The sequence below is a fragment of the Methylovorus menthalis genome, from assembly GCF_020523625.1.
Taxonomy (GTDB): Bacteria; Pseudomonadota; Gammaproteobacteria; order Burkholderiales; family Methylophilaceae; genus Methylovorus; species Methylovorus menthalis.
Window position 1 is genome coordinate 241,670 of record NZ_JAJAQH010000003.1, and the last position, 25,716, is coordinate 267,385.

The window sequence follows — 25,716 nt, forward strand, 5'->3', positions numbered from 1 at the left end:
AAGGAATAGGGAGCATATGAAACAATCGGTCCGGATGAAACATCTGCCATACGCGGTGGCCGTCGCCCTAGGCGCGATGAGCTGTAACAGCCTGCACGCGGAAGAGGCGACGGTGAAACTGCCCGAAGTGGTCGTGGATGCCAAAAAGGACAGCGAGCCGGTGCGTGCCCGGCCGCTCAACAGCGCGGATATGGCCGAAGTGCTGGCGGCTGAAGGCAGCCTGCAGTTTTACCAGTCGGGCGGAGTGTCAGCTCTGCCGGTGATACGCGGACTCAATGATGACCGCATCAAAATTCTGGTGGATGGCGCCGAGGTGACTGCTGCCTGTGGCAATCACATGAACTCCCCCTTGTCGTATGTTTCTTCCGCTACCGTGGCAAACGCCAGCGTGCTGGCGGGTATCACCCCCGTCAGCCAGGGTGGCGACAGCATCGCCGGGACCATCTTGCTGACGTCGCCCGCTCCAGTGTTTGCCGAGAATGGCGAGACGCTGGTGACCCAGAGCCGTTTCTCCAGCCTCTATCGCAGCAATAACAATGCCTTCAGCACCGCCCTCAGCGCCTCTGTTGCCAATGACAGTATGAGCCTGGGCTTTACCGGTACCATAGACCGCGCGGGCAGTTACGAAGATGGCCGCGGCAATAAGGTACGTTCCACCCAGTTTGACCGGCGTACGCAAACGGTTAACTTTGCGGCGCGCGGCGAAGACCAGCTGCTGACCGTCAAGCTCACCCATCAGGATGTGCCGTTCCAGGGCTATGTGAATCAATACATGGACCTGATCAATAACCAGTCTGACGCCATCAATATCGGCTACAGCCGCCAGTTTGCCTGGGGCGATCTGGATACCCGGATCTACTGGCAGAATGTGAATCACGAGATGGGCTTCTTCTCGACCGAGAAGACCGGCACAATGCCCATGAAAACCAAAGGCGAGGACATGGGCTATAGCGTCAAGGCCACCGTGCCGCTGGATGCCATTCATACCCTGCGCATTGGCAACGAAGCTCACCGCCAGAAGCTGGATGATTTCTGGCCTGCCGTGCCTGGCAGCATGATGATGGGCCCGCAGACGTATGTGAATATCAACAACGGACGCCGCGATCGCGTGGCCGTGTATGCCGAGGTGGCCTCCAACTGGAGCAAGCAGTGGAGCACGCTCTTGGGCTTGCGTGAGGATGTGGTACACACCAGTACGGGCGAGGTGCAATCCTACGGCGGCATGATGAATGCCACCGACAATGCGGCTGCCCAGGCTTTCAATGCGGGTGACCGTTCGCGTACCGACCAGAATATTGACGTCACGGCCATGGCGACCTATATCGCCAGCAACACCACCAGTGTGGATTTCGGCTATGCCCGCAAAAACCGCGCGCCCAGCCTGTATGAACGCTACTCTTGGGGCCGTGGCACCATGGCCATGACCATGATAGGCTGGTTTGGTGATGCCAATGGCTATGTGGGAGACCCCGACCTCAAACCGGAAACGGCCAATACCATCAGTGCCACGCTGAATCTGCACGATGCTGCCCAGGCGCAATGGGAAGTCAAGCTCACGCCGTATTACACCTACGTGCAGGATTACATCGGCGTGAATCGCATAGGCACCTTCAACCTGGCCAGCGGCGTGCCGCGTGCATTGCTGCAATTCCAGAATCAGGATGCCCAGTTTTATGGAGTGGAGGCCGCCTTCAAGCGCAGCCTGTGGGATAACGCACGCTTTGGCCAAGGCCGTGTCAGCGGTTCCCTGGGATGGACCCGCGGCGAGCGCGTCAGCAATGGCGACGATCTCTATCACATCATGCCGCTGCAGTTCAAAGCGTCGCTGGAGCAGCGCTCCGGTGCCTGGAGCAATGCCATTGATCTGCAACTGGTGGACAGCAAAACTGAGGTGGATAGCGTGCGTTTTGAATCCAGGACAGCAGGCTACACGCTGGTGAGCCTGCGTACTGGCTATCAATGGAAAAAGGCGCGGCTGGATCTGGGTGTCACCAATCTGTTTGACAGGTTCTACTACCTGCCATTGGGCGGGGCAGATTATGCCAACTGGAATGCCAAAGGCGGGCAGGGTGCGATTGGCCCTGTGGCCGGGATGGGGCGCTCCATCAATGTGGGTTTGAGCGTGGATTTCTAGCCAGACCTTGGCGGCTGAGAGGTCTCAAGCCTGACGAAAAAACGGCGGCCGGTGCACATGCACTCGCCGCCGTTTTTTACACCTGCAGACCTGCCTTGAGCGCGGCTTATCCCGCGATCTGGTTATCCTTGCTGATGAAATAGCTCAGGCGCTTGCGCGGCTTGAGAAACTCCATCGCATCGTCTGGCAACTGCGATGGTTTGAGGCAGAGGCTGATATTGAGGCTGGGGTCATCGCGCAGGTCGATCAGCTGGCTTTCCTCGGTTTGCGATGCCGGGTCATGCACCATGACAAAGGGGCGCAAAGGCTTGTCCATATTGACCGAGACCACGATGCCATGCAGGCCCGTGGAAAGCTGCACCACGCTGCCCGGCGGATAAACGCCCAGGCATTTGATCAGCCGCTTCAGCAGGCTTTCATCGAACTTGCTGCGCTGGTGGGCAAACATGTAAGCCAGCGCTTCATAGGGCGTCAGTGCCTTGACGGTGAGGGCCGGGTTGCACAGGTTGTCGTAGACATTGACTATAGCGAGCAGGCGCGCCAGCAGCGAAGTGTCGTTCTGCTTGAGGCGCTTTGGGTAGCCCGTGCCATCGGCACATTCATGGTGGTGCAGTATCAGCTCGACCACTTCCGCAGACATGCCGCACTGTTTGGCAATGCGGGCGCCGATTTCACTGTGCTGCTCCATGAAGGATTGCTCGGCCTTGGTTAGCGGCTCGGTTTTCATGAGCAGGCGGTTGGGAATCTCGATTTTGCCGATGTCATGAAACAGCGCCGCCAGGCCGAGAATACGTGCTTGCTCTTCGGTCATGTCCATGGATTTGGACAGCATCAGCGCCAGCGTCGTCACATTCAGCGGGTGATTGAAGTGTTCGTCCCCGGAGCGATTGCCGCTCATGGCGTAAATGGCGACATCGCTTTCGCCCAGCACCGAGTCCACCATCCCTTCAATCAGCGTATTTGCCTGCTGCATGGAGGTTTGGGTCTGGGTGAGGATATTGCGCGTCACCTGTTTGGCCACATTGGCAGCGGCTAGAAATTTCTTTTCGCTTTCATCCAGAGCGTGCTGTAACTGTTGCAGTCGCTGAGCCGGGTCTGGCTGGTGCCTGTCATGATGGGCTGTTTCAGCGATGGGCTCCACCGGCGGCTCCACCAAGGGGCCGCGGGGTGACCTGATGGGTTCAGGCAAAGGCAAGGGATCGCAATCGCTGCGGTGGGGGTCGTAGCGCAAGCGCTTGAGGCCGACTTTTTTGATGGTGGCGATCTGCTCTTCATCCTTGAGCTTGAAATTGCTGAAGGTAAATGGATGATCCATCCAGCCGAGATCCAGGTGGACATAGAGCCCGACTCTCAGCTGGTTAACATCGATGAAATGGTTTTGTTGCGGGTTCATTTTTTATTGTTGAGTTGTTCTGCTCGCAAGAGCGCAGTGAATTCGCTGGCAGTGACCGGGCGGCTGTACAGATAGCCCTGGCCCTGCTGGCACCCTATTTTCTGTAAAAAACTGGCTTGTTGCCGTGTTTCTACCCCCTCGGCAATCACGGTAAAGCCTAGGCTCTGTGCCATGGCATTGATGGCGGTGGCAATCGCGGCGTCATCGCTGTTGTTGGGCAGGTCACGCACAAACGACTGGTCAATCTTGATCTTGTCCAGCGGCAGGCGCTTCAGGTGGGAGAGGGACGAATACCCCGTGCCAAAGTCATCAATCGCCAGCCTTACCCCCAGGTGCTTGATGCGATCAAACACATCAATCACATACTCCGTGTTGTGCATGACGGTGCTCTCGGTAATCTCCAGTTCCAGCAGATGCGATTCGCAATCGGTTTCCACCAGTATGCCGTATACCGTATCAGCAAAATTGCTGCGCTGTATCTGCACGCCGGAGACATTCACCGACACCCAGTCGATATCAAATCCCTGATCGTGCCACTCCTTTACCTGGATGGCGGATTGCCGCAATACCCATTCGCCGATAGGGATGATCAGCCCGGTTTCCTCTGCCAGCGGGATGAACTTGGCGGGGGATACCACGCCTAGCTCCGGGTGTATCCAGCGAATCAGCGATTCGGCGCCGATGATGCGGCCGGTTTCCAGCGACACCTGCGCCTGGTAATACACTTCAAACTGATCCCGTGCCAACGCGCGCCGCAGCTGGTTTTCCAGGGTAAAGCGTTCCACTGCATTCTGGCTCAGGTCAGCGGAGTAGAAGCAATGGTTATTCTTGCCTTTGTTTTTCACCTGATACATGGCGATGTCGGCAGCCTTGATCAGGCCATCCACATCAAGGCTGTCGTCCGGGTAAACCGAGATGCCGACACTGGCGCTGATAAATAGCTCGCGCCCATCAATCAGGAATTCATTCTGCAGGCTGCTGATGATTTTCTTGGCGACCTTGGCCGCATCTTCGCGTTCGCGCAGCACATCCATCATCACAATAAACTCGTCGCCACCCAGCCGGGCGACCGCGTCACTATCCCGAACAGCGGCGCGTATGCGCTGCGACACCTCAAAAAGCAGCTTGTCGCCCATCTGATGGCCCAAGGTATCGTTGATCGCCTTGAAGCGGTCCAGATCGACAAACAGCAGGGCAATTTCATTCTGCTCGCGTTCGGCATATTTGATCGCATGGTCCAGCAGCTCATGCATCAGGCGCCGGTTGGGCAGACCAGTGAGCGGGTCGCGATTCACCAGCTCATTCAGGCGGCTTTGTGAATGCTTGATTTCGCTGATATCGGCAAACACGCCGACATAGTTGATCACTTTGCCTTCTTCGTTATTGACGGCGGTGAGCGTCACCCATTCGGCATATTGTTCGTTGTTCTTGCGCTGGTTCCAGAATTCGCCACGCCAGCGGCCATCGCGCGTCAGGGCTTTCCATATTTCGCGGTGCGGCTCGGGCTTTTTCAGGTCAGCTTCCAGCACGTTGGGAATATTCCCCAACACCTCATCTTCGGTATAGCCAGTGATGTCGGTAAAGCCCTGGTTGATGGCGATGGTGCGCAGCTGGTCATCAGTGATGAAAATGCCTTCTGCCGTGCTTTCAAAGGCGATCTTGGCCTGATGCAGCCGGTGGTCGGAGGACTCGCGTTGAATCGCCACGCCGAATGAGCGGCCGATGGACATCAGTGCGCCCAGCTCCTGCGAGGTGACGGTGGACGCCGCGTGATCACGTTCTATCATGATTACGCCCCACCAGTGGCCATGCACGAAAATCGGGATAATCACGAAGGACTGGCTATCGTGATTTAGCAGGAAACGGCGTTCGTCCGCCGGGAAGTCGTCGGCATTGCCAAAAATCGGGCTGCCTTGTTGCAGGATATTGAGCCAGCGACTGCAACCATCGCGCAAGTAATCGATGCAATGGTAGCCATCGCTCAACGGCTTGAAGCCGGGGGCATTCCAGTGATGCAGTAATTCGGATACTGGCGCCTCGGCTTCGAGGTCATTGCTGTTTTTCATCAGCGCGGCGCGGCTGGCATGGGCGGCCAGCCCCAGTAGTTCCAGCACCCCCACGGCGACCTTTTGCCAGGACTCTGACGAGTGCAGCAGCCAGTCGCACGAGATCAAGGCATCCAGGATTGCGCTGCGCTGGCGTAACTGGCTTTCCACCTGCTTGCGGTCGGTAATATCCCGTCCCAAGGTAACAATGCCGTGCCGGCTGCCATCATCATGAAACAACGGTACCTTGATCACATCCAGCACACGATCCCCGTGTGGCAGTGGAATGGTTTCTTCCTCGCGCAAGAGTTGGCCGGTTTCCCAGACATATTCATCCGCGGCCTGCCAGTGCTGCATGAAGTCACGCAACCTGGGGTGGGTGAGCTCGGCAAGCTCGCGGTCAGTTTTGCCCAGCGTTGGCACATCGTTCAGGTGCAACATGGCAAGCCCGCTGGTATTGGCATGCAGCCAGCGGCCTGCGCCATCCTTCAGGCAGATGTAGTCGGGACTGGCATCGATCAGCTTGCGCAGCAGGTTGAGCATGCTGCGTAACTCGTATTCGCTGGCAAAGCGTTCGGTGACATCCTGCATGTAAAGCACATAGTCCGCCCCGGCGGTGGCGGGCTCTAGTGCGGCAATCTGCGCGCAAAAACTTTTAAGGGCATTGCCGACGGCATGTTGCAGGGTGAATTTGGGATTGTTTTTTTGTAATTCGGCCAATACCCGCTGGCCTATGCTGGCGGGCAGTTTGGCGCGGGAAAGGGATTTGAGGCTGAGAATCTGGAGGGCATACGGGCTGGCATAACGAATATGCAGCTTGGCATCAAAAGCAATAACAGCGACTCCATCCATGGCGTGGAGTAGCTGATGAATCAGATCGGATTCTGTAGGCGCAGTCAGTGCCATACCAGAGATAAGTAAATCTTGATCATGATAGGCTGGCCTGCTGCACGGCCGTGCGTAAAACAGACATGTTGCTTCCCCCGGATTGGTCTAATTTTGCTGCATGACATTCATTTTTAATCAAGCCGTTAAGGCATTAAATGTCGAATTCTCATGAAGCTTATGGCGCTAAGTTAACACGAGGTCTGTCAGATGGAAACCTTTTATGCTTAAGGATATATCGGCTAATGACAGCTAAAACTTGAAATATGGAAAAACCCTCCCATCTATAGGGTATTCAAAATAATGACGAGGAGCAGGAAATGCGTATAGACAAGCTGACGACCAAGTTTCAGCAAGCCCTGAGCGATGCCCAAAGTCTGGCCGTAGGTAACGATAATCCCAGCATAGAAGCTCAGCACTTGCTGGCAGCACTCATGAACCAGGACGATGGCGGCACGGTGTCGCTGCTGTCGCGCGCTGGCGTGAATGTCGGCAGTCTGAAAACCAGTTTGCAGCAGGCCATGGAAAGCCTGCCCAAAATGGAAGAGAGCACAGGCGAAGTAACCGTATCGCGTGAGCTCAATAATCTCTTGAACCTGACCGACAAGCACGCGCAGAAACGTGGCGATGCCTATATTGCCAGTGAGATGTTTTTGCTGGCGCTGGCCGAGGACAAGGGTGACACCGGCAAGCTGCTGAAACAGGCTGGGCTCAACAAGACGGCGCTAGAGGCCGCGATTAATGCCGTGCGCGGTGGCGATCAGGTCAATAGCCAGGAGTCGGAAGGCAATCGCGAGGCCCTGAAGAAATACACCATGGACCTGACCGAGCGCGCTCGCGCTGGCAAGCTGGACCCGGTGATTGGTCGGGATGATGAAATTCGTCGCGCGATTCAGGTGCTGCAACGCCGCACCAAAAACAATCCAGTGCTGATCGGCGAGCCTGGCGTGGGTAAAACCGCCATTGTGGAAGGCCTGGCGCAGCGGATTGTGAATGGCGAGGTGCCGGAATCGCTGAAGAACAAGCGCGTGCTGTCGCTGGATATGGCGGCATTGTTGGCAGGGGCCAAATACCGCGGTGATTTTGAAGAGCGCCTGAAATCTGTGCTGAAAGAGCTGGCACAGGACGAAGGGCAGACCATCGTCTTTATTGACGAGATTCATACCATGGTCGGCGCGGGCAAGGCCGATGGCGCCATGGACGCGGGCAATATGCTGAAGCCTGCACTGGCACGCGGTGAGCTGCACTGCGTGGGTGCCACCACGCTGGATGAATATCGCAAGTACATAGAAAAAGATGCCGCGCTGGAACGTCGTTTCCAGAAAGTGCTGGTGGATGAGCCAAGTGTCGAAGCGACCATTGCCATCCTGCGCGGCTTGCAGGAGAAGTACGAGCTGCACCACGGCGTGGAGATTACCGATCCGGCGATTGTGGCAGCGGCTGAACTCTCGCAGCGTTACATCACCGACCGCTTTTTGCCAGACAAGGCGATCGACCTGATCGACGAGGCCGCGTCGCGTATCAAGATGGAAATCGACTCCAAGCCGGAGGTGATGGACAAACTGGACCGTCGCCTGATCCAGCTGAAGATCGAGCGCGAAGCCGTGCGCAAGGAAAAGGACGAAGCTTCGCAAAAACGCTTTGACCTGATAGAAGACGAGATCAAGCGTCTGGAGCGGGAATATGCTGATCTGGACGATATCTGGAAATCGGAAAAAGCCCAGGTGCAGGGGTCGGCCCATATCAAGGAAGCGATTGAAAAGCTGAAGCAGCAGATGGAAGAAGCCAAGCGCGAGGGCGACTGGCAGCGGGTTTCAGAGATGCAGTATGGCAAGTTGCCGCAGCTGGAAGCCCAGCTCAACAAGGCCGCATCGGAAGAGCTGAACGGCGTGCCGGTGAAAAACCGCTTGCTGCGCACGCAGGTGGGTGCCGAGGAAATTGCCGAGGTGGTGAGCCGCGCGACCGGGATTCCCGTGTCCAAGATGCTGCAGGGCGAACGCGATAAATTGCTGACCATGGAAGACAAGCTGCACGAACGCGTGGTCGGCCAGGATGAGGCCGTGCGACTCGTGGCCGATGCCATCCGCCGTTCGCGCTCTGGTTTGTCGGACCCGAATCGGCCTTATGGCTCATTCCTGTTCCTGGGGCCTACCGGGGTCGGCAAGACCGAGCTGTGCAAGGCGCTTGCCAACTTCCTGTTTGATTCGGAAGAGCATCTGGTGCGTATCGACATGAGCGAGTTCATGGAGAAGCATTCGGTTTCGCGCCTGATTGGCGCGCCTCCCGGCTATGTGGGCTACGAAGAAGGTGGCACGCTGACCGAGGCCGTGCGACGCAAACCCTACAGCGTGATCCTGCTGGATGAGGTTGAAAAGGCGCATCCGGATGTATTCAACGTGCTGCTGCAGGTGCTGGACGATGGTCGCCTGACCGATGGCCAGGGCCGTACGGTGGACTTCAAGAATACCGTCATCATCATGACCTCCAATCTGGGCAGCCAGATGATACAGAGCATGAGCGGCGACGATTATCAGGTGGTGAAGCTGGCGGTGATGGGCGAAGTCAAAACCCATTTCCGTCCCGAGTTCATCAACCGGATCGATGAAGTGGTGGTGTTCCACTCCTTGGGTGAAGCGCATGTGAAGTCGATTGCTGGCATCCAGTTGCAAAGCCTGGCCAAACGCCTGAATGCGATGGACATGCTGCTGGAGGTTGCGCCGTCTGCCTTGGCGGAGATTGCCGCTGCCGGGTTCGATCCGGTATATGGCGCACGTCCGCTCAAGCGGGCTATCCAGTCCGAGATCGAGAATCCGCTGGCACGTGAAATCCTCAGTGGCCATTTCGCCGCCAAGGATACGATCAAGGTCGAGTACAAGGGTGGCAAGATGCTGTTCAGCAAGGCCTGAGTTTGATAGATGGTCAGTTTGATAGGCCGCTAGTTTGATAGATGATGAGTTGTATAAAGCTCAGGTAGTAAACGAAAAAAGCCGACTTCATGTCGGCTTTTTTCTTGCGCCTTATCTCCAGGCGAATTACAGCGCAGCGGCGATAGCTGTCGCCAGAGGTGTCGTCGGCCGGCCGATCAGCTGGCTTAATTGATGGCTGTCATCAAACAGGCCACCCTTGGAGGCACCAGTGTCCGAATCCGCCAGCAGATCAGCGAGAAAATCAGGCAGCCCGGCATCCAGCAAGGCTTTGGCATAGTCGGCCTGGGGCAGGTTCTGATATGCAACAGTCTTGCCTGCGAGGCGCGAAAGCTCTGCGGCAAATTCCGTCAGGGTATATGTGGTATCGCCTGCAAGTTCGTAAACCTTGCCAGCCTGGTTGGGGGTGCGTAATACAGTGGCGGCCGCCACGGCGTAATCATGGCGGGTAGCCGAGGCGATTTTGCCCTCTCCCGCGCTGCCCAGCAGTACACCGTATTGCAGTGCTGGTGGGATGCTGGCGGTGTAGTTTTCGGTATACCAGCCATTGCGCAGGATGGCATATGGCACGCCGGAGGCCTGGAGTGCCTGTTCGGTGGCCACGTGCTCGGCGGCCAGGCCCAGCGGCGAAGTGTCGGCGTGCAGCAGACTGGTGTAGGCCAGCAGGCTGACATTGGCGCGCTTGGCAGCGGCAATGACGTTCTGATGTTGCGGCAGGCGTTGACCTACTTCGCTCGATGAAATCAGCAAAATCTGGCTGGCACCGGCAAAGGCAGCATCCAGGGTCGCCGGTTGTGAATAATCCGCCTGACGCACAACGACGCCTCGGGCGGCGAGGTCGGCCACCTTGGCGGGGGTGCGGACGGCGGCAATAATCTGGTTGGCAGGCACCGAGGTTAACAGCTCCTCAATAACCAGTCGGCCGAGTTGGCCGGAAGCTCCGGTAATCACGATCATGGTAAAACTCCTGTTGGCTTGAAATGAAAGAAAAGGCACAATAACAAACAAGCTAACTTTTAGTAAGTACTTACAGAAAGGTAAGTGTAAACATGGCGAATCAGGAAACAAGACAAGACGAATCGCTCTCCACATTGATGGAGCGTGGCAACGTCTTTGCCGCGCAATGTCCTTCCCGTGAGGTGTTGAAGCATGTCACCAGCCGCTGGGGCGTGCTGGTGCTGGTGGCCTTGCTGGGCGGTACCCATCGCTTCAGCGATTTGCGCCGAAAAATAGGGGGCGTGAGTGAACGCATGCTGGCGCAAACCCTGCAATGGCTGGAGCAGGATGGCTTCGTGCTGCGCATCTCTTACCCGGTGGTGCCGCCACATGTGGAATACAGTCTGACGCCGCTGGGGCAGGAGGTGGGCTTGCGAGTAGAAGCACTGGCGGACTGGATACAGGAAAAATTGCCAAACATTCTGGCCGCGCAACAAGCCGATGCATGATGCGACGCGGGCCTTTATGCATGGCAATGGCGTAGAATGCAGCAAGTCTTCAGGCGCACTCAAGACTTGCGCTGGCAAGCCGTTTAAATAGAGCGTGCGGCGCAATGACGCGGGTGAATGTACTGTTCAAATCATGATGGAATAACGTAAATCAGGCATGGGTAAATTCCCGATTATCTTGGTGTGGATGCTGGGCTTTGTCAGCTTGCCCAGTGGCATGGCCTTGGCCGCCGAAAGTGCGTTGCCTGCTAGCCAGACCCAGCAAGCGCCTGCCATGGGCGACATTCTGGATAATGAGCCGCCCGTCATCCGTCAGCTTTTGCAGGAAGCCAGCCGCCTTGAAACCAGCATGGACGAAGTGGAGGGCGAATGGCAGGCTGCACGGCTGTATTGTCAGGCCTCACGCATGGGCAGTGCCGAGGCGCAGTACCGGCTCGGCATGCTGTATGCCTTTGGCAAGGGTGTGCCGCAAAGCCAGGCGCTGGGAGCATCGCTTTTTACCCTGGCATCCAGCCAGGGCCATCTGCAGGCGCAGCGTATGCTGGATACCATTGCGCTCACCTCCACCGACTTGCCACCCTGTGTGCTGGCGGATGTCGCCCCGGACAAAGCGCCGTTGGACAGTTATGCCGGCAGTGACGCCGCCCGGATAGAACAGCACATTGCCAGCCTGCCTGCCAACAAGCGCTGGCTGGTCGGCCTGGTGGATACCCTGGCGCGCTGGCACCAGGTGGATCCTAAACTGATATTGTCGATTATTGCCGTCGAGTCCAATTTCAAACTTTCCGCCCGCTCTTCCAAGGAAGCCATGGGGCTGATGCAGCTGATCCCCGATACCGCCGAGCGCTTCAATGTGCGCAATGCCTACGATGCCAGCCAGAACATACGTGGCGGCATCGCCTACATGCGCTGGCTGCTGGCGTATTTCAAGGGCGATGTGCGCCTGGCGGTGGCCGGCTACAATGCGGGCGAACGTGCGGTGGAGCGCTATCGTGGCGTTCCGCCTTATGCCGAAACCCGCGCTTACGTAAAACGTGTGATGGAGTTATATCCGCGCCTGCATCATCCCTATGATGACCGCGTGGTGGACCCGACGCGGGTGATCATGAAGCAGGGCTAATATCTGCCCCGGCGCATTTCGCCAGCATCGTGCGGTTGGCGATGAATTTTTAAGCAGCAGTACAGTCGAAACAACACTCATTATTTGTTCTGGAGATGAACGTGCAAACAATCAAACAGCTCTGGCTGGCCGGTATGTTGATGCTGCTGGCGGCGTGCGCTACCACAGGCCAGCAGGAGCCGCAGGTCAAGCGGATTTCCCCGGAGGAGCTGGAGCGCCTGATGCCGAAGCCGGTGCCCAATCTCAGCCTGGAAGAGCTGGTGCAGCTTTCCAAAACCACGCCGCCGGAAGAGCTGATCGCCAAAATCAAGGCCAGTAATTCGCAGTATGACCTCACGCCCTCGCAATCGGTGGAACTGAGTAAGCAGGGCGTCAGCCCCAAGGTGCTGGATTATATTTACCAGACCCGTGAAGCTGCCTTGCGCGAAGGCTTTGCCGATGAAATCAACAAGCGCGAAAAAGCCAAGCGCGAAGAGCAGGAGCGTTTGCGCCGCGAATACCAGCTGCGCTATCAACCTTACTATGACCCTTGGTGGGGCTATAGCTATGGCCCCGGTCCCTATTGGCGGCGTCCTTTCTACGGCCCGAGTTTCCGTTACGGTTACGGCTGGTAATCTTTCCGATGCCGGACAGGACGAGTACAGCGCGGCTGCGTTGCCCTGTGCTTGCCTTGTCCGGCATATAATTCTGCTTGATCTCATGGGAGAAGCAGATGCAACAATCATCCACGCACATTACCGTGCGCACGCAGGGCAAGCGCCTGTATGACATCACGCCGCAAGTCACGGACTGGGTAGCCGATACCGGCTTACAGGCCGGCTTGCTCACGCTTTATATTCAGCACACCTCGGCCAGTATTCTTGTGAATGAAAATTACGACAGCGACGTGCTGGTGGACATGGAAGCCTTTTTCGCGAGGCTGGTGCCTGAAGGTGATCCCTTGTTCATCCATACTGCCGAAGGGCCGGATGACATGCCTGCCCACATCCGCAGTGCGCTGACACAGACCAGCATCTCCATCCCCATCCTCAACGGTGCGGTGGCGCTCGGTACCTGGCAAGGCATCTTCCTCTATGAGCATCGCCGCATGTCGCATACGCGCAAAGTGCTGTTGCACGCGATAGGCGAGTAATGCAGATTCCCGCGTTCAGTTTTGGCCAGATGCCGCGCATCGTGTTTGGTGCGGGCGCTCGTCAACAATTGCCTGCCCTGGCGAGTGAGTTTGGCTCGCGCATCCTCATCATCACCGGTGCGCGCTCGTTTACCGCGAGCGAGGATTGGCCTGCGCTGCAAACGGCGTTGCGCCATGCCGGTTTGTCGTTTGAGCACGCCGTGGTCGATGGCGAGCCATCGCCGCAGCTGGCCGACGCGCTGGCCAGTCAATACCGTGCTGCAGGCATTGAGGTCGTTATTGGCATAGGCGGAGGCAGCGTGCTGGATGCCGCCAAGGCAGTGGCGGGGTTGTTGCGGATACCGAATAGCGTGATGGATTTTCTGGAAGGCGTCGGGCCGGAATTGCCATATCCCGGGCCAGAAGTGCCATTTATTGCCGTCCCTACGACGGCAGGCACTGGCTCGGAAGCCACTCGTAACGCCGTGCTCTCGCAACATGGCGAAGCTGGCTTTAAAAAATCATTCAGGCACGAACGGCTGGTGGCGAACTATGCAGTGATAGACCCCGATCTATTGGCATCCTGCCCACCTTCCCTGATCGCGGCGAACGGCATGGATGCGTTGACGCAGTTGCTGGAGTCGTATGTCTCTACTCGCGCCAATCCGCTTACTGATGCGCTGGCCATGTCTGGCCTGCGGGCGGTACGCGACAGCTTGTTGCCATGGTTTCGCGGCGAGGGTGATCTGGCAAACCATCGTGGCAATATGGTCTATGCCGCCTTGTTATCCGGCATTACTCTGGCGCAGGTGGGCTTAGGCTCGGTGCATGGGTTAGCGGCACCGCTGGGGGCATTTTTCCCGATGCCGCATGGTGTGGTTTGCGGCACGCTGGTGGCAGAGTGCACGCGCGTCAATATTGCCTGTTTGCAAGAGCGCGCCGCGGGCAGCGATTTCCTCTGGCGTTATGCGCATGTCGGTAAAGTGCTGGCCAATGATATGCGGCTTGGTGAGGCCGATGGCCTCCATGCTTTGGTCGAGCGGCTGGAATTCCTGACCCGCGAGATGGCATTGCCGCGGCTATCCAGCATGGGCATGCAGGCCTCGGATATTCCCCGTGTGGTGGCTAACTGTCGGGGTAGCAGCATGAAAACCAACCCGGTCGTGCTGAGCGATGAAGAGGTGGCGGGCATTTTGCAGGCCCGGTTGTAATATTCACTTCATCTCAACGTCATGCGTTTGCCATATGCCCCGGCAAACATGGCAGCATGGATGATCAAACAACAATAGTGCGTCCCGCCATCGGGCAAGCCCGGCGCCTGGTACTGGTCACGGAAACCTGGCCGCCGGAAATCAATGGCGTTGCCATGACCTTGTCGCGGCTGGTACAAGGAATTTCAGACCTTGGTTGGCAGGTGCGGCTGGTGCGCCCGCGCCAGAAGTCGGATGGCGAGGATTCTGCCGGCCACATGCTGGTGCCCGGCTTGCCTATCCCTGGCTATAGCGGATTGCGCTTTGGCATGCCCATGGTGGAAAAACTGCGCCAGGCCTGGAAAAAAGAGCGGCCAGATGTCGTGCATATTGCCACCGAAGGTCCGCTGGGATGGGCCGCCCTCAAGGTGGCACGCAATATGGATATCCCCGTCACCTCCAGTTTTCATACCAACTTTCATCGCTACTGCAAGCACTACGGCATGAGCTGGCTGCGGGGCGTGGTGACCCGTCATCTGCGCCAGTTTCATAATCAGTCGGCGCTGACCATGGTGCCGAACGATACCCTGCGCCAGATGCTGCTGCAGGAAAATTACCGCAATGTGGCCGTGCTGGGGCGCGGCGTGGATAGCAGCCTGTTTTCCCCCGCACGGCGTAGCCCGGCATTGCGAGCCGAGTGGGGGCTGGCGCCGGATGATCTGGCGGTGATCTATGTGGGTCGGCTGGCGGCGGAGAAGAACCTGGCGCTGGTGATCAAGGCATTTGACGCCATACAAAAAGTGAATCCGACAGCCCGCATGGTCTGGGTGGGCAGTGGACCGGAAGCGCGCAAGCTGATGCGCCGCTATCCACAGCATATTTTTTGCGGGGCGAAATCGGGCGAGGAGCTTGCTGAGCACTATGCGTCCGGGGATATGTTTTTGTTCCCCAGCATGACTGAAACCTTTGGCAATGTATTAACGGAAGCCATGGCCAGTGGTTTGGCGGTGGTAGCGTATGACTATGCGGCGGCTGAAATTTTCATACAGCCGGGTGTGAATGGCGTCAGGGTGCCGTTTGGCGATAGCGCGGCGTTTATTCAGGCCTCCACGGCACTGGTGGCTGCCCCTGCGCTACTGCGGCAATATGGCCTCGCTGCCGCCAGCGCGGTGGCGCAGTGCTCATGGCAAAGTGTGTGCCGTTTGTTTGATGGCTATTTGCAGGCGCAGATTCCTGCAAATGCTGCTGAAGATGAAGTTTCCGGCGCCAGTTTGACGCCGCACCTTTAAGCAGTTGGGATGCACAGCCTGGCAGTGAAGGTTGGCTGCTTTAAGCGATAGTCTGCCGGACCAAGAGCCGATTGCTCGGCCCTTCCCGCATTAACGCACTACGCTCCAGCTTAAGGGGTCAAACGGTTTGCTCTGGTAACGCAGTTCAAAGTAAAGCCCTGAGGCCTCGTTGCCGCCACTGTTGCCCACGGCGGCAATGGTGTCTCCGCCCTTGACCGTATCTCCTACCCCTTTCAGCAGCGCCTGGTTGTTGCCATACAGGCTCATGTAGCTATTGCCGTGGTCGACGATAATAAGGTTGCCGAAGCCGCGCAGCCAATCCGCAAACACCACCCGTCCGCTGGCCACTGACTTGACCTCGCTCCCCTCGCTCGACTTGATGAACAAGCCTTTCCACGAGACGCCGGTATCTTCACGCGAGCTACCGAAGCGGTTCAGGATATCGCCGCGCACCGGCAGATTGAGCTTGCCTTTGAGCGCCGCAAAATTGCCTCCCTCAAACGTATTGCTGGGCAGTGCTTCGTTGCGGGCAATCACTTGCGGTGATGACGGGGTGGCCTTGTCTGTTGCGGCGGGTTTCTGCGGTTTGCGTTTCGGTGGCATGGCCGCCAGACGCGCCAGTTTTTCCACCAGTTGCGACAGCCGCTGTTCATCGCGCTTCATCTTGTCAATCTGGCCACGCTGACTGTTGATCTTGGCAGCCAGACTCTGGAGTACCTTGTTGCGCTGATTTTTTTGCGCTTGCAGCGCTGCCCGCTCCGACTCTTGGGCGGCTTTCAGTTCTGTCAGCTTTTGAAGGGTGGCCGAGGTTTCGTCATTCAGCCGATTAAGCTTGTCCAGATTGCCCTGCATGGCGGTGATCAGTTCAGCCCGTGCCCGGGCCACATAGCCATAGTATTGCCATTGCCGCGCCACCTCAGCCGGGTTTTCCTGCTGCAAAAAAAGCTGGGTGTAGCCGGGCTGCCCGTGCAAGTATTGCCGGTAAATTTGCGAAGACAGCAGGCGTTGTTGCGCTTGCAGCTGGTTGTCCACGCCGTTTTGCTGCTGCTCCAGCGTTTGCAGTTGGCTGCGTGTTTCCAGCTGCTGCTGTTGCAGGTCGTAAAGCTTGCGATTAGTGGTGCTGATGGCCTTTTCGCTCTCTTTCAGCGCGTCGCTGGCATCGGCATGGGCTTCCTTGGTGTCGTCGAGTTCCTTTTTCAGGGACTCGATTTTGTCATGCAGTTCGCTGAGCTCCGCCTTGGACTTTTCCACCTTGGGCGCTGCCAGGCTGGTGCCTGGGCCCAGAGCGAGTGCGCATAGCAAGGCTAGCCCGAGTGCACGTGCATCGGGTCGCAAACGCAGGTAATCAAGCATTCGTCGGGGCGGTGAAATGGACGAGAGGGTGTCCGGTCATTTCAGCAGGTTGCGTCAGGCCCATCATCTTGAGCAGAGTGGGGGCGATATCGGACAGCGCACCCGTGGCCGACATGGTGGCGTCACGGCCCACATACAGCAGTGGCACCAGATTGGTAGTGTGCTGCGTGTGTGGCTGGTGATTCGCGTAGTCCTGCATCTGCTCGACATTGCCATGGTCGGCGGTGACGATGACTTCTCCACCGATGGATTGCATGGCCTTGATCACGCGGGCAACGCAGGTATCCAGCGTTTCCACGGCCTTGATGGCGGCATCCAGCTTGCCGCTGTGGCCTACCATGTCGCAATTGGCAAAGTTGCAGATAATCGCGCTGTACTGGCGGCTCAAGATAGCGGCTTCCAGTTTTTCCGTCACTTCAAATGCGCTCATTTCCGGTTGCAGATCATAGGTGGCGACCTTGGGCGAGGGCACCAGAATGCGGTCTTCGCCGGGGAACACCAGTTCTTCGCCGCCATTGAAGAAGAAGGTGACGTGCGGATATTTCTCTGTTTCGGCGATGCGCAGCTGGGTCAGGCCCTGGCTTGCCAGGTATTCGCCAAATGTGTTGCGCACTTCCATGGGCGGAAAGATGGGCACCGCGCGCACTTCATTTTTGTCATACATGGTCAGCGTGAAGTAGGCGCTGAATTGCGGAATGTGGTGACGCTCAAAACCATCGAACTCGGGGGAGAGCAGGGCGTGAGTCAGCTGACGCGCACGGTCTGAACGGAAGTTCATGAAGACCACCATGTCGCCATCTTCCATGCGCAAAGGTGCGCTGCTGGGGGCGGTGATGGCGGTTGCTTTTACGAACTCGTCATTCTCGCCGCGGGCATATGCGGCAATTAGCGCTTCTTGAGGGGTGCTGGCGGTGAACTCGCCTATGCCTTCTGTTACCAGGCGGTAAGCCGGGGCCACGCGCTCCCAGCGCTTGTCGCGGTCCATGGCGTAATAGCGGCCACATACCGAAGCGACTTTGCCCGCGCCGATCTCGGTCAGTGCGGTTTCCAGCTTTTGCAGGTAGGGGCCAGCGCTGATGGGGGGCGTGTCGCGGCCATCAAGGAAGGCATGCACGTAAATGCGCTCCAACCCTTGCTGGGCAGCCATGCGCACCATGGCATAGATATGGTCCTGATGGCTGTGTACGCCGCCATCGGACAGCAGGCCAAAGATATGCAGTGCTTTGCCTTGCTGCTTGACGTGTTGCACGGCATTGACCAGGGCGGGCATGGTGTAAAACTCGCCGCTGGCAATGGCGTTGTTGATGCGTTCAAATTCCTGGAACACCACACGGCCAGCGCCGATGTTGAGGTGGCCGACTTCCGAGTTGCCCATCTGGCCGTCTGGCAGGCCGACATAGTGCTCGGAGGCATTGATCAGCGTGTGCGGATATTGGCTCCACAGTGCATCCCAGTTTGGAGTGTTAGCCTGGGCGATGGCGTTGTCCTTGATTTCTTCGCGATAACCAAAACCATCAAGAATGAGCAGTATGACCGGGGTGACCTTCATGGGAGATTGTTTTCCAGCTGATTGAACACGAGCCTTGTATTTTAGAGATTTTTTGCCAATAAATCTGCAAGTAAATGTCAGGCGCCGTCAGCCCTTGTCGCTGACGATGGTGTGGTGCTCTTGAAATTCCGCTGATTGGCAGCATAGTCATTCAATGTCATTGGGAATTCGGTACAATCGGCAGGCATTTTTCGGGGTATTTTTTCGAGGGTTTAACAGTGAAATTTCTGATCAATAACGCAATTTATATCGGCCTGGCCGTCGGCTCCGGCCTCATGCTGTTGTGGCCCATGCTGCGACGCGGTGCGAAGAGCGTCAGCCCCAGCGAGGCGGTGCTGCTGATTAACCGTAACCAGGGTGTGGTGCTGGATGTACGCGACGATGCCGAGTTTGCTGCCGGGCATATCAACGACGCCCGCCATATACCGCTGGCCAAGCTGGATGAGCGGCTGGCGGAGCTACAAAAGTTTCGCGAAAAACCGGTGATCGTGCATTGCCAGAGTGGGGTGCGTTCCAGCAAGGCGGCCGCCACGCTGCGTAAACATGAATTCACCCAGGTGTATGAACTGGATGGCGGCGTGAATGCCTGGACACAGGCCAAGCTGCCCTTGGTAAAGGGATAAGTCATGGCCAAAATCACCATGTATACCACGGCCTATTGCCCTTATTGCATGCGTGCCGAGCAACTACTGGACGCCAAGGGCGTTACCGTGGAAAAGATTCGGGTGGACCTTGACCCGGCCGAACGCGAGACCATGATGACACGCACTGGACGCCGTACGGTGCCGCAGATTTATATCGACGATTTTCATGTCGGTGGCTTTGACGATTTGCGTGCCTTGGACCTCAAGGGCGGGCTCGATCCGTTGTTATTCAAAAACACGCCATAAGCAGTTAGAATGGCATGAGAGATGCGGGGCCTGCCCCGCTTTTTATTATTCATTAACGATAGGGATAAGGGAGCGCCTTTGCTCCCATTAGGAAACATCATGGCCGAAGAACAAGCAGTAGCCCAGGATCAAGACAATCAACCTGGTTTCAGCATTGAAAAAATCTACGTGAAGGATATCTCCCTCGAGATCCCTAACGCCCCTCAAGTGTTCATTCAGCGTGAAGCTCCACAAGTGGGCATTGAGCTCAGCAACAGTGCCAGCGCCGTGGAAGATGGCATCTATCAGGTGCTGACCACCGTGACGGTGACCTCCAAGGTGGAAGACAAGACCGTATTCCTGATCGAAGTGGCACAAGCCGGTATTTTCCAGATTCGCAATGTCCCACAAGAAAACCTGGAAATCATTCTGAGCGTGACTTGCCCGAACATTCTGTTCCCTTACCTGCGCGAAGCGGTTTCCGATATTTCAACCCGCGCTGGTTTCCCACCTGTACTGCTGAATCCGATTAACTTCGAAGCCCTGTACGCACAACAAAAGCAGGAACAGGCTACGCAAGCGAATGGTTCAACTACCCACTAAGTTTTTACTTTCCATTGCCGTTATTCTGGCGCTGACGCCCTCGCTGGCTTCAGCGCTGGAATACCGTTCTGTCGCGGTTCCGCGCGCCATTCTCTACGACGCCCCTTCCGGGCAGGGCAAAAAGCTCTATGTCATCTGGCAAGGCTATCCGCTGGAAGTCATTGTCAATCTGGGCGACTGGATCAAGGTGCGCGATAACCGTGGCGGCCTTAACTGGATAGACGCCAAGCAGCTGGCGACCAAGCGCACGGTCATCGTGATTGCCGCGCAGGCGTCATTGCAGCAGTCGGCCGACCCTGCATCGAGTGTGGTGGGGACAGTGGAAAAGGATGTAGTGCTGGATATGCTCGAAATGACCGGCAACGGCTGGATCAAGGTGCGACATCGTGACGGGCTGGTGGGGTATCTGCCCACGACCGCCGTCTGGGGATATTAATGAAAGTTACCGTATTGGGGGCTGGCGCCTGGGGAACGGCGCTCGCCATGCAAATCAGCATACAGCACCCGGTGGTGCTGTGGGCGCATAATCCGGAGCATGTCTCCGGCATGAAACGGGCGCGTGCCAATCCGCGCTATCTCGGCGATTTCAAGTTTAATGACAATCTGAATGTAGAAGGCGATCTTGGCCGTGCGGTAGCCCATTCTGATCTCGTGCTGTCTGTCGTGCCTACCTCAGCATTTCGAGCCACGCTGCAAGCCCTGAAAGCGCTTGATTGCAAGTTGCCCGTAGTCTGGGCCAACAAAGGCCTGGAGCCGGAAACCGCCAAGCTGCCGCATGAGGTTGCAATGGACGAACTGGGGCCGCAACATCCATGGGGTGCGCTTTCCGGCCCCAGCTTTGCTGCAGAGCTGGTGCGTGGCTTGCCCACTGCCGTGACACTGGCCGCGAACGATGCCGATTTTGCCCGCGAAGCAGCAAGCGTCATGCATGGCGGCAGTTTCCGGGTTTACTCCAGCGATGATGTGGTCGGCGCATCGGTAGGCGGCGCCCTGAAAAACGTGATGGCGATTGCCGCCGGTATCAGCGATGGCATGGACTTTGGTAATAACGCCCGTGCTGCTCTGATTACCCGCGGTCTTGCCGAGATGACGCGTTTTGGCGTGAGCCTGGGCGCCAAAAAAGAAACCTTTATGGGCCTGGCTGGTGCTGGCGACCTGATACTGACGTGTACCGGCCAATATTCGCGTAACCGTGAAGTTGGCCTGCAACTGGCTTCTGGTCGCAAGTTGCCCGAGATTCTGCAAAGCCTGGGGCATGTGGCTGAAGGCGTGAATACCACGCGCGAAGTGGTGCGACGTGCCAAGCTGATGGGGGTGGATATGCCGCTTACTGCAGAAGTTGACCAGGTGCTATCGCATGGCAAATCACCACGCGTTGCCGTGGAAAGCCTTCTGAGTCGGGAACAGAAGTCGGAATCTGTTTGAGTCCGGGTTACTCGCGATAGATTTTTTGACTTAAGAAAACAGGCTGGCATTTCCCCAGCCTGTTTTTTTATGAAGATTGAAGATCGCACGCTCGCTTAAACGGCGCCTGCAAAATCATGTTGCCGCCAGGCTTCATACAGCAGCACCGCGGCGGAGTTGGATAGATTCAGGCTGCGGTTATTCGGCATCATGGGCAGTCTGACGCGATGCTCCGGGGCGAACTGATCCCTGATCTCTTCCGGCAGCCCACGGGTTTCCGGCCCGAAGACAAAGACATCGCCCTCTTTGAAGGCGATGGTGCTGTGGCGCGTACTGCCCTTGGTGGTCAGGGCAAACATGCGGCGATCCGCGAGTGCGGTGCGGCATGCTTCCCAATCTTCATGCACCTGCAGACTGGCATATTCGTGATAGTCCAGGCCTGCCCGTTTCAATTGCTTGTCTTCCAGGCTGAAGCCCAGTGGTTTTACCAGATGCAGGCGCGTGCCCGTATTGGCGCACAGGCGAATGATGTTGCCGGTATTGGGCGGGATTTCCGGTTGATAGAGCACGATGTCGAACATGATGGGGGCCGCTGAGCAGATGTCATGCATTCTACATGAGCATGTAAGCGGCAAGCGGCGTAGTTCTGAGTAGATTAACTGCAAAATCAGGCGGGGGATACGCCCTGAACAGAAGCAGGCAGATGCCCGTCATTCGTGGAATACCCATATTTGAGTACATCGAGATGTTTTATTACCTTAAGCATCGGCATAGTTTCAATAATGGCCTGCCGCCAATACAGTATGAAAAGTATTATTTGGAGACAGCTTTCGACTGTCTAAAGATAACACCACGGGTGGAATATACACTGACAGATCGTGGCAGAGATTTTCTTCTTCCTGTAGAAGCACTAGTCAATTGGATGGTTAGTGAATGGCCAAATATAGAAGTCTCTCGGCATGAATATGATAGTAAAAATCAAAAATCAGAATCTACGGATTGATTCTGATTTTTGACCGTACTAATTTTTGTGCCTTATCTAAGGTTCAACGAGCGCCTTCTGAACCGTTGCACTATCGACAAACTGTTCCATTTTAATGATCTTTCCATCCTTGAGCTGGTAGAGATGGGCAAATGTAGCTCTCATGCTTTTGCTGGTTTTTCGGTAGGTCCCTGAGTACACACCAAAGGCGGCGACTTGATCGCCGTCAGCCAAGTACGTATGAACCTGAGCCCGATAATCTATCCATTCCGTAGCCAATCTTCTGAATACGTTGGAAAGAATCTCCTCTGCCCCAATATAGGTGCCCGCGTATGGAAAGCCTGCCGCCTCCGTCCATCTTGCATCAGGAGCCAAGGCTGCGAGCAGGTTCTTACCATTCTCTTCTGACGAGCCTTCATAGGTTGCACGAATAATGTCGAGATTAGCCGTCATTGCCTTAACCCCACTTCATTTCGCCGAGGGCAACTTTAGCGCCTATTTGTAGCGCAATGCCCATGCCCGCATCTGGATAACGTTTGGTCATTGCCGCGATGAGATCAGCACTATTAGTTGCCTTGGCCAGTTCTTCTTCGAATGCCAAGAGATAGTTGCGTGTATATGTGATGGCAGAGAGGTCTATCGCTGCTCCCGGCGCTAAATGGCCAGGAATCACAGCCACTGGTTTGCGTGCTGCCATGGCATCCAAAGTTTTTACCCAGGCTGCACGCGCCTCGACACCTGCAGTATCTGCGGTCCATACATGAACGCCAGAGAAGACCATGACACCACCGAAGATTGCATGGAGCGAAGGCGCCCAAATGTAACGGCGGTTAGCAAGGCCATCAGCATTAATGATCTCAATCGTGTGCCCTTCTAATTTCAAGGCAGGACCATCAAACACTTCGGGCATGACTACTTCAGCCAGAGTTTGAGGGCCATTCTCTTTAAGCTGAGGTCCCCAGACGCCTAGCTTCTTTTCAACACTAGCTTTAATCGCATCTACTGTCGCGGTTGCAGCAATAACCCGAACAGATGGGAAAGCGGCTTTGATTGGAGCAAGCCCAAAGTAGTAATCTGGATCGCTTTGGGTGATGTAAATCGTCGTCAGCTTTTTGCCTGTGGCTTGGATTGCTTCTGCCAGCGCAGTACCATCGGGAAAAGTGAAGCCAGCATCAATCAGAATGGTTTCGTGAGCGCCAGACAGCAATACAGGAGCACGAAAGAAGCCATGTTCACCTGCTGGGAAGTGTTTCCAGCTAATGTTGGAACTGGCAGCAAAGACATTCTCGTTACCAACAATGGCCATTGCAACACCAGTTGCGGCAAGGGTCTTAAGTACATCGCGTCTTGTTGTCATGGTTTTCTCGCTTTAAATTGAATGAAGTTGAACTTTTGGTTATTAATTTGTTTAATTACCGTCGGATGCTAATCCGTTAGCTTGCGGTCAGCGTGCCGCAATCTGCGGGTTGGAAAAAATTGCACTCGCATGCATCACCCAGCGCTTGTCCCCAGAGTCTGCGATGAAAGTAGGCACACCCCTTGCGTCAAATTCCCGCATCAGAGCCTGGGCTAGGTTTACCCGCGCACGATTGGCTGCAAGGAGATCCGCATCGGGATGCTTAATCATCAATGCTGCATCTTCCAACTCGAGCGATTTCAAGATAGAAGCCAGTGTTTTTAATTCGGCGATATCTTGACCATTAATGAAACGCGCCTGCTGCATGGCCTTCAATGCATCCAACTCTCGGGAAGGGGTTGTCAATGACACTGCGGTCAGCGCTACTGTTGCTGGACCACTGTCGAAGTATTGCTGGCGGTTGCCAAGTACCGATTCTCGATAGCGTTCAGTAAAACCCTGCCCAGTGAGGCGCGCAATACGTTGATCATTGTTCCAGGCGTATGCAGCAAAATCATCATCCATCTGCCTTGCGCCTTCGCCAGAAAAAAGGCCAGTCGGCAATAACTCAATCTTCACATCAGTTGCTTCAGCGATGCTGGAAAGATATGGTGAAGCGCCATAGCACCACCCGCACAATGGGTCAAATAAATAAGTAAGCTTGTTGTACATAGTAATTCCTTCTTGATGTCACAAATTATAGGCATGGCATATTGATATTTAAATGCATACGTGATAAACATTAAGTATGTTAAAAACATACAATAAGAATGAAGTTGGTATCGGGGATATGGCAAACCTGAGACGCCTTGTCTACTTTGTTGCAGTCGTCGAAACTGGATCCTTCACCGCAGCTGCAGACCGACTGGGCATCACGAAGGCGGTGGTGAGCCAGCAGGTTTCTCGTCTTGAACAGGAGTTCCAGACTTCACTCTTGGTGCGTACTACACGCAAAGTACAGCCTACCGAGGCTGGACTGGCTTTTTACCAGCGTTGCAGTATGATTTTGCGCGACGCTGAAGATGCGTTCGGTCAACTATCCGAGGTAGCGGGAGAGCCTTCTGGCACATTGCGGCTGACTGCGCCTTTTGACTATGGCATGAGTGTGGTTGTACCTGCCATCGCCGCTTTTACTCAGCGATATCCAAATTGTAAAGTCGATGCAGTGTTAAGCGATCAGACACTCGACATCATGTCGGGAAATATCGAATTAGCCATTCGCGTTGGTTGGCTTGCTGAGTCTCCTTTGCAAGCCCGTAAAATTGGAACATTTCGACAGTTGCTGGTTGCATCGCCAAGCATGCAACATAAGATCGAACGGATCACTAGCCCAGATGAGATTGCACAACTGCCGTTTGTTGCCAATACCGCATTGCGGGATCCATTACATTGGAATTTCTCATTAAATGAGATTGAACGTCGAAGTGTAAATGTGCAAGCCTCGATTTATTTAGATGCGACGCTTGCTGTTCGCGAAGCTGTGAAAGAAGGCGTAGGAATATCAGTACTGCCGGATTATTCAATTGCCAATGACCTCGCTGAGGGGCGCTTAATCCAAGTGCTCCCGCAATGGTCGCTACCTTCAGGTGGAATCTATACGGTCTTTCCATCGGCACGCTTTCGACCAGCTAAGGTACGGGCTTTTGTTGATCTCTTGGTAGAGAGAGAAACAGCGATACTCTGATCAAGAGTCAAATCTATAAACGTTAATCATCGATTTTTTATATTTCACTCTTTCTCGCAATGCATTGATTCGATGTGCTGATTAACGAAAGCAATATCAAAAATACAGGCATCACCGCCGGCGATGATGCCTGCTTTTGCTTCATTACATCTTGATGAAGTTGGACATTGATAGTGTGCCGAAGGGGAGTTCTATCAATGGACCGCCAACATCAAGTAAACCAAGATCAACAGGAAAGTAACCGGTAGTTTCCAGTAATTTTCTAACTTCAGCTCTTGCGTCAGCATCGTCTCCTGAATAGAACAAGGTACGCAGCCCCCCCCCGCAACTTCTGGTTGGG

The 25,716-nt window shown here is 55.8% G+C and carries 23 protein-coding genes; 14 read left to right on the forward strand and 9 right to left on the reverse strand.

The features are described 5' to 3' along the window. Window positions 1-16 precede the first annotated feature (16 nt). Window positions 17-2,134, forward strand: coding sequence for a TonB-dependent receptor (locus LG204_RS03765; RefSeq protein ID WP_230336005.1), 2,118 nt, complete (start codon window positions 17-19; stop codon window positions 2,132-2,134). 106 nt (window positions 2,135-2,240) lie between these two features. Here LG204_RS03765 and LG204_RS03770 read toward each other — a convergent pair whose 3' ends face one another. Together LG204_RS03770 and LG204_RS03775 are read right to left on the reverse strand one after the other, a co-directional pair. Next, the gene (locus LG204_RS03770) at window positions 2,241-3,527 is read right to left on the reverse strand and encodes an HD-GYP domain-containing protein (protein WP_230336006.1); all 1,287 of its coding nucleotides are present in this window, start codon (window positions 3,525-3,527) and stop codon (window positions 2,241-2,243) included. Further along, window positions 3,524-6,424: an EAL domain-containing protein gene (locus LG204_RS03775; RefSeq protein WP_230336007.1), complete on the reverse strand. Its 2,901-nt coding sequence runs from the start codon at window positions 6,422-6,424 to the stop codon at window positions 3,524-3,526. The genes LG204_RS03770 and LG204_RS03775 overlap by 4 nt, the downstream gene beginning before the upstream one ends. A 353-nt stretch (window positions 6,425-6,777) precedes the next feature. Between LG204_RS03775 and clpB the strand changes: the two genes are divergently transcribed. Then, entirely contained in the window at window positions 6,778-9,363 is a 2,586-nt protein-coding gene (gene clpB, locus LG204_RS03780) for an ATP-dependent chaperone ClpB (protein ID WP_230336008.1), read from the forward strand. A gap of 126 nt (window positions 9,364-9,489) precedes the next feature. Here clpB and LG204_RS03785 read toward each other — a convergent pair whose 3' ends face one another. Beyond that, on the reverse strand, window positions 9,490-10,338 hold the full coding sequence (locus tag LG204_RS03785; RefSeq protein ID WP_230336009.1) for an SDR family oxidoreductase: 849 nt from the start codon (window positions 10,336-10,338) through the stop codon (window positions 9,490-9,492). Between the two features lie 92 nt (window positions 10,339-10,430). Between LG204_RS03785 and LG204_RS03790 the strand changes: the two genes are divergently transcribed. The 6 genes from LG204_RS03790 to LG204_RS03815 all read left to right on the forward strand — a co-directional run bounded on the left by LG204_RS03790 (window position 10,431) and on the right by LG204_RS03815 (window position 15,536). Next, window positions 10,431-10,826 (forward strand): winged helix-turn-helix transcriptional regulator, encoded by a 396-nt coding sequence (locus LG204_RS03790; RefSeq protein WP_230336010.1) that lies wholly within the window; start codon window positions 10,431-10,433, stop codon window positions 10,824-10,826. Window positions 10,827-10,983: 157 nt separating this feature from the next. Then, complete coding sequence (locus tag LG204_RS03795; RefSeq protein ID WP_230336011.1) at window positions 10,984-11,946, forward strand: transglycosylase SLT domain-containing protein; 963 nt, start codon at window positions 10,984-10,986, stop codon at window positions 11,944-11,946. 95 nt (window positions 11,947-12,041) lie between these two features. Next, the gene (locus LG204_RS03800) at window positions 12,042-12,560 is read left to right on the forward strand and encodes a hypothetical protein (RefSeq protein WP_230336012.1); all 519 of its coding nucleotides are present in this window, start codon (window positions 12,042-12,044) and stop codon (window positions 12,558-12,560) included. 98 nt (window positions 12,561-12,658) lie between these two features. Beyond that, the gene (locus tag LG204_RS03805) at window positions 12,659-13,078 is read left to right on the forward strand and encodes a secondary thiamine-phosphate synthase enzyme YjbQ (protein WP_230336013.1); all 420 of its coding nucleotides are present in this window, start codon (window positions 12,659-12,661) and stop codon (window positions 13,076-13,078) included. After that, window positions 13,078-14,268 carry an iron-containing alcohol dehydrogenase gene (locus LG204_RS03810; protein ID WP_230336014.1) on the forward strand — a complete coding sequence of 397 codons (1,191 nt, stop codon included), beginning with the start codon at window positions 13,078-13,080 and terminating at the stop codon, window positions 14,266-14,268. Before LG204_RS03805 ends, LG204_RS03810 begins: the two co-directional genes overlap by 1 nt. A 56-nt stretch (window positions 14,269-14,324) precedes the next feature. Continuing rightward, complete coding sequence (locus tag LG204_RS03815) at window positions 14,325-15,536, forward strand: glycosyltransferase family 4 protein (RefSeq protein WP_230336015.1); 1,212 nt, start codon at window positions 14,325-14,327, stop codon at window positions 15,534-15,536. 90 nt (window positions 15,537-15,626) lie between these two features. Here LG204_RS03815 and LG204_RS03820 read toward each other — a convergent pair whose 3' ends face one another. Together LG204_RS03820 and gpmI are read right to left on the reverse strand one after the other, a co-directional pair. Then, window positions 15,627-16,889 (reverse strand): murein hydrolase activator EnvC family protein, encoded by a 1,263-nt coding sequence (locus tag LG204_RS03820; RefSeq protein ID WP_230336016.1) that lies wholly within the window; start codon window positions 16,887-16,889, stop codon window positions 15,627-15,629. Next, the gene (gene gpmI / locus LG204_RS03825) at window positions 16,882-18,438 is read right to left on the reverse strand and encodes a 2,3-bisphosphoglycerate-independent phosphoglycerate mutase (protein WP_230336017.1); all 1,557 of its coding nucleotides are present in this window, start codon (window positions 18,436-18,438) and stop codon (window positions 16,882-16,884) included. Before gpmI ends, LG204_RS03820 begins: the two co-directional genes overlap by 8 nt. Before the next feature lie 218 nt (window positions 18,439-18,656). Between gpmI and LG204_RS03830 the strand changes: the two genes are divergently transcribed. The 5 genes from LG204_RS03830 (at window position 18,657) to LG204_RS03850 (ending at window position 21,335) form a co-directional block, all read left to right on the forward strand. After that, entirely contained in the window at window positions 18,657-19,061 is a 405-nt protein-coding gene (locus tag LG204_RS03830) for a rhodanese-like domain-containing protein (protein WP_230336018.1), read from the forward strand. A 3-nt stretch (window positions 19,062-19,064) separates the two neighbouring features. Beyond that, complete coding sequence (grxC, locus tag LG204_RS03835; protein ID WP_230336019.1) at window positions 19,065-19,328, forward strand: glutaredoxin 3; 264 nt, start codon at window positions 19,065-19,067, stop codon at window positions 19,326-19,328. 99 nt (window positions 19,329-19,427) lie between these two features. After that, window positions 19,428-19,910 (forward strand): protein-export chaperone SecB, encoded by a 483-nt coding sequence (gene secB, locus LG204_RS03840; RefSeq protein WP_230336020.1) that lies wholly within the window; start codon window positions 19,428-19,430, stop codon window positions 19,908-19,910. Further along, window positions 19,891-20,346 carry an SH3 domain-containing protein gene (locus LG204_RS03845; RefSeq protein ID WP_230336021.1) on the forward strand — a complete coding sequence of 152 codons (456 nt, stop codon included), beginning with the start codon at window positions 19,891-19,893 and terminating at the stop codon, window positions 20,344-20,346. Before secB ends, LG204_RS03845 begins: the two co-directional genes overlap by 20 nt. Continuing rightward, a complete protein-coding gene (locus LG204_RS03850) occupies window positions 20,346-21,335 on the forward strand; it encodes an NAD(P)H-dependent glycerol-3-phosphate dehydrogenase (RefSeq protein ID WP_230336022.1) in 990 nt (329 codons plus the stop codon). Before LG204_RS03845 ends, LG204_RS03850 begins: the two co-directional genes overlap by 1 nt. Window positions 21,336-21,430: 95 nt before the next feature. Here LG204_RS03850 and trmL read toward each other — a convergent pair whose 3' ends face one another. From trmL to LG204_RS03870, 4 genes are all read right to left on the reverse strand, one after another. Further along, a complete protein-coding gene (gene trmL, locus LG204_RS03855; protein WP_230336023.1) occupies window positions 21,431-21,895 on the reverse strand; it encodes a tRNA (uridine(34)/cytosine(34)/5-carboxymethylaminomethyluridine(34)-2'-O)-methyltransferase TrmL in 465 nt (154 codons plus the stop codon). A gap of 458 nt (window positions 21,896-22,353) precedes the next feature. Next, on the reverse strand, window positions 22,354-22,749 hold the full coding sequence (locus LG204_RS03860; protein WP_230336024.1) for a nuclear transport factor 2 family protein: 396 nt from the start codon (window positions 22,747-22,749) through the stop codon (window positions 22,354-22,356). Window positions 22,750-22,753: 4 nt separating this feature from the next. After that, window positions 22,754-23,653: an MBL fold metallo-hydrolase gene (locus LG204_RS03865; RefSeq protein ID WP_230336025.1), complete on the reverse strand. Its 900-nt coding sequence runs from the start codon at window positions 23,651-23,653 to the stop codon at window positions 22,754-22,756. Window positions 23,654-23,740: 87 nt separating this feature from the next. After that, window positions 23,741-24,364 carry a DsbA family protein gene (locus LG204_RS03870; RefSeq protein WP_230336026.1) on the reverse strand — a complete coding sequence of 208 codons (624 nt, stop codon included), beginning with the start codon at window positions 24,362-24,364 and terminating at the stop codon, window positions 23,741-23,743. A 76-nt stretch (window positions 24,365-24,440) separates the two neighbouring features. Between LG204_RS03870 and LG204_RS03875 the strand changes: the two genes are divergently transcribed. After that, window positions 24,441-25,376, forward strand: coding sequence for a LysR family transcriptional regulator (locus tag LG204_RS03875; RefSeq protein WP_230336027.1), 936 nt, complete (start codon window positions 24,441-24,443; stop codon window positions 25,374-25,376). The last annotated feature ends 340 nt before the right edge of the window (window positions 25,377-25,716 follow it).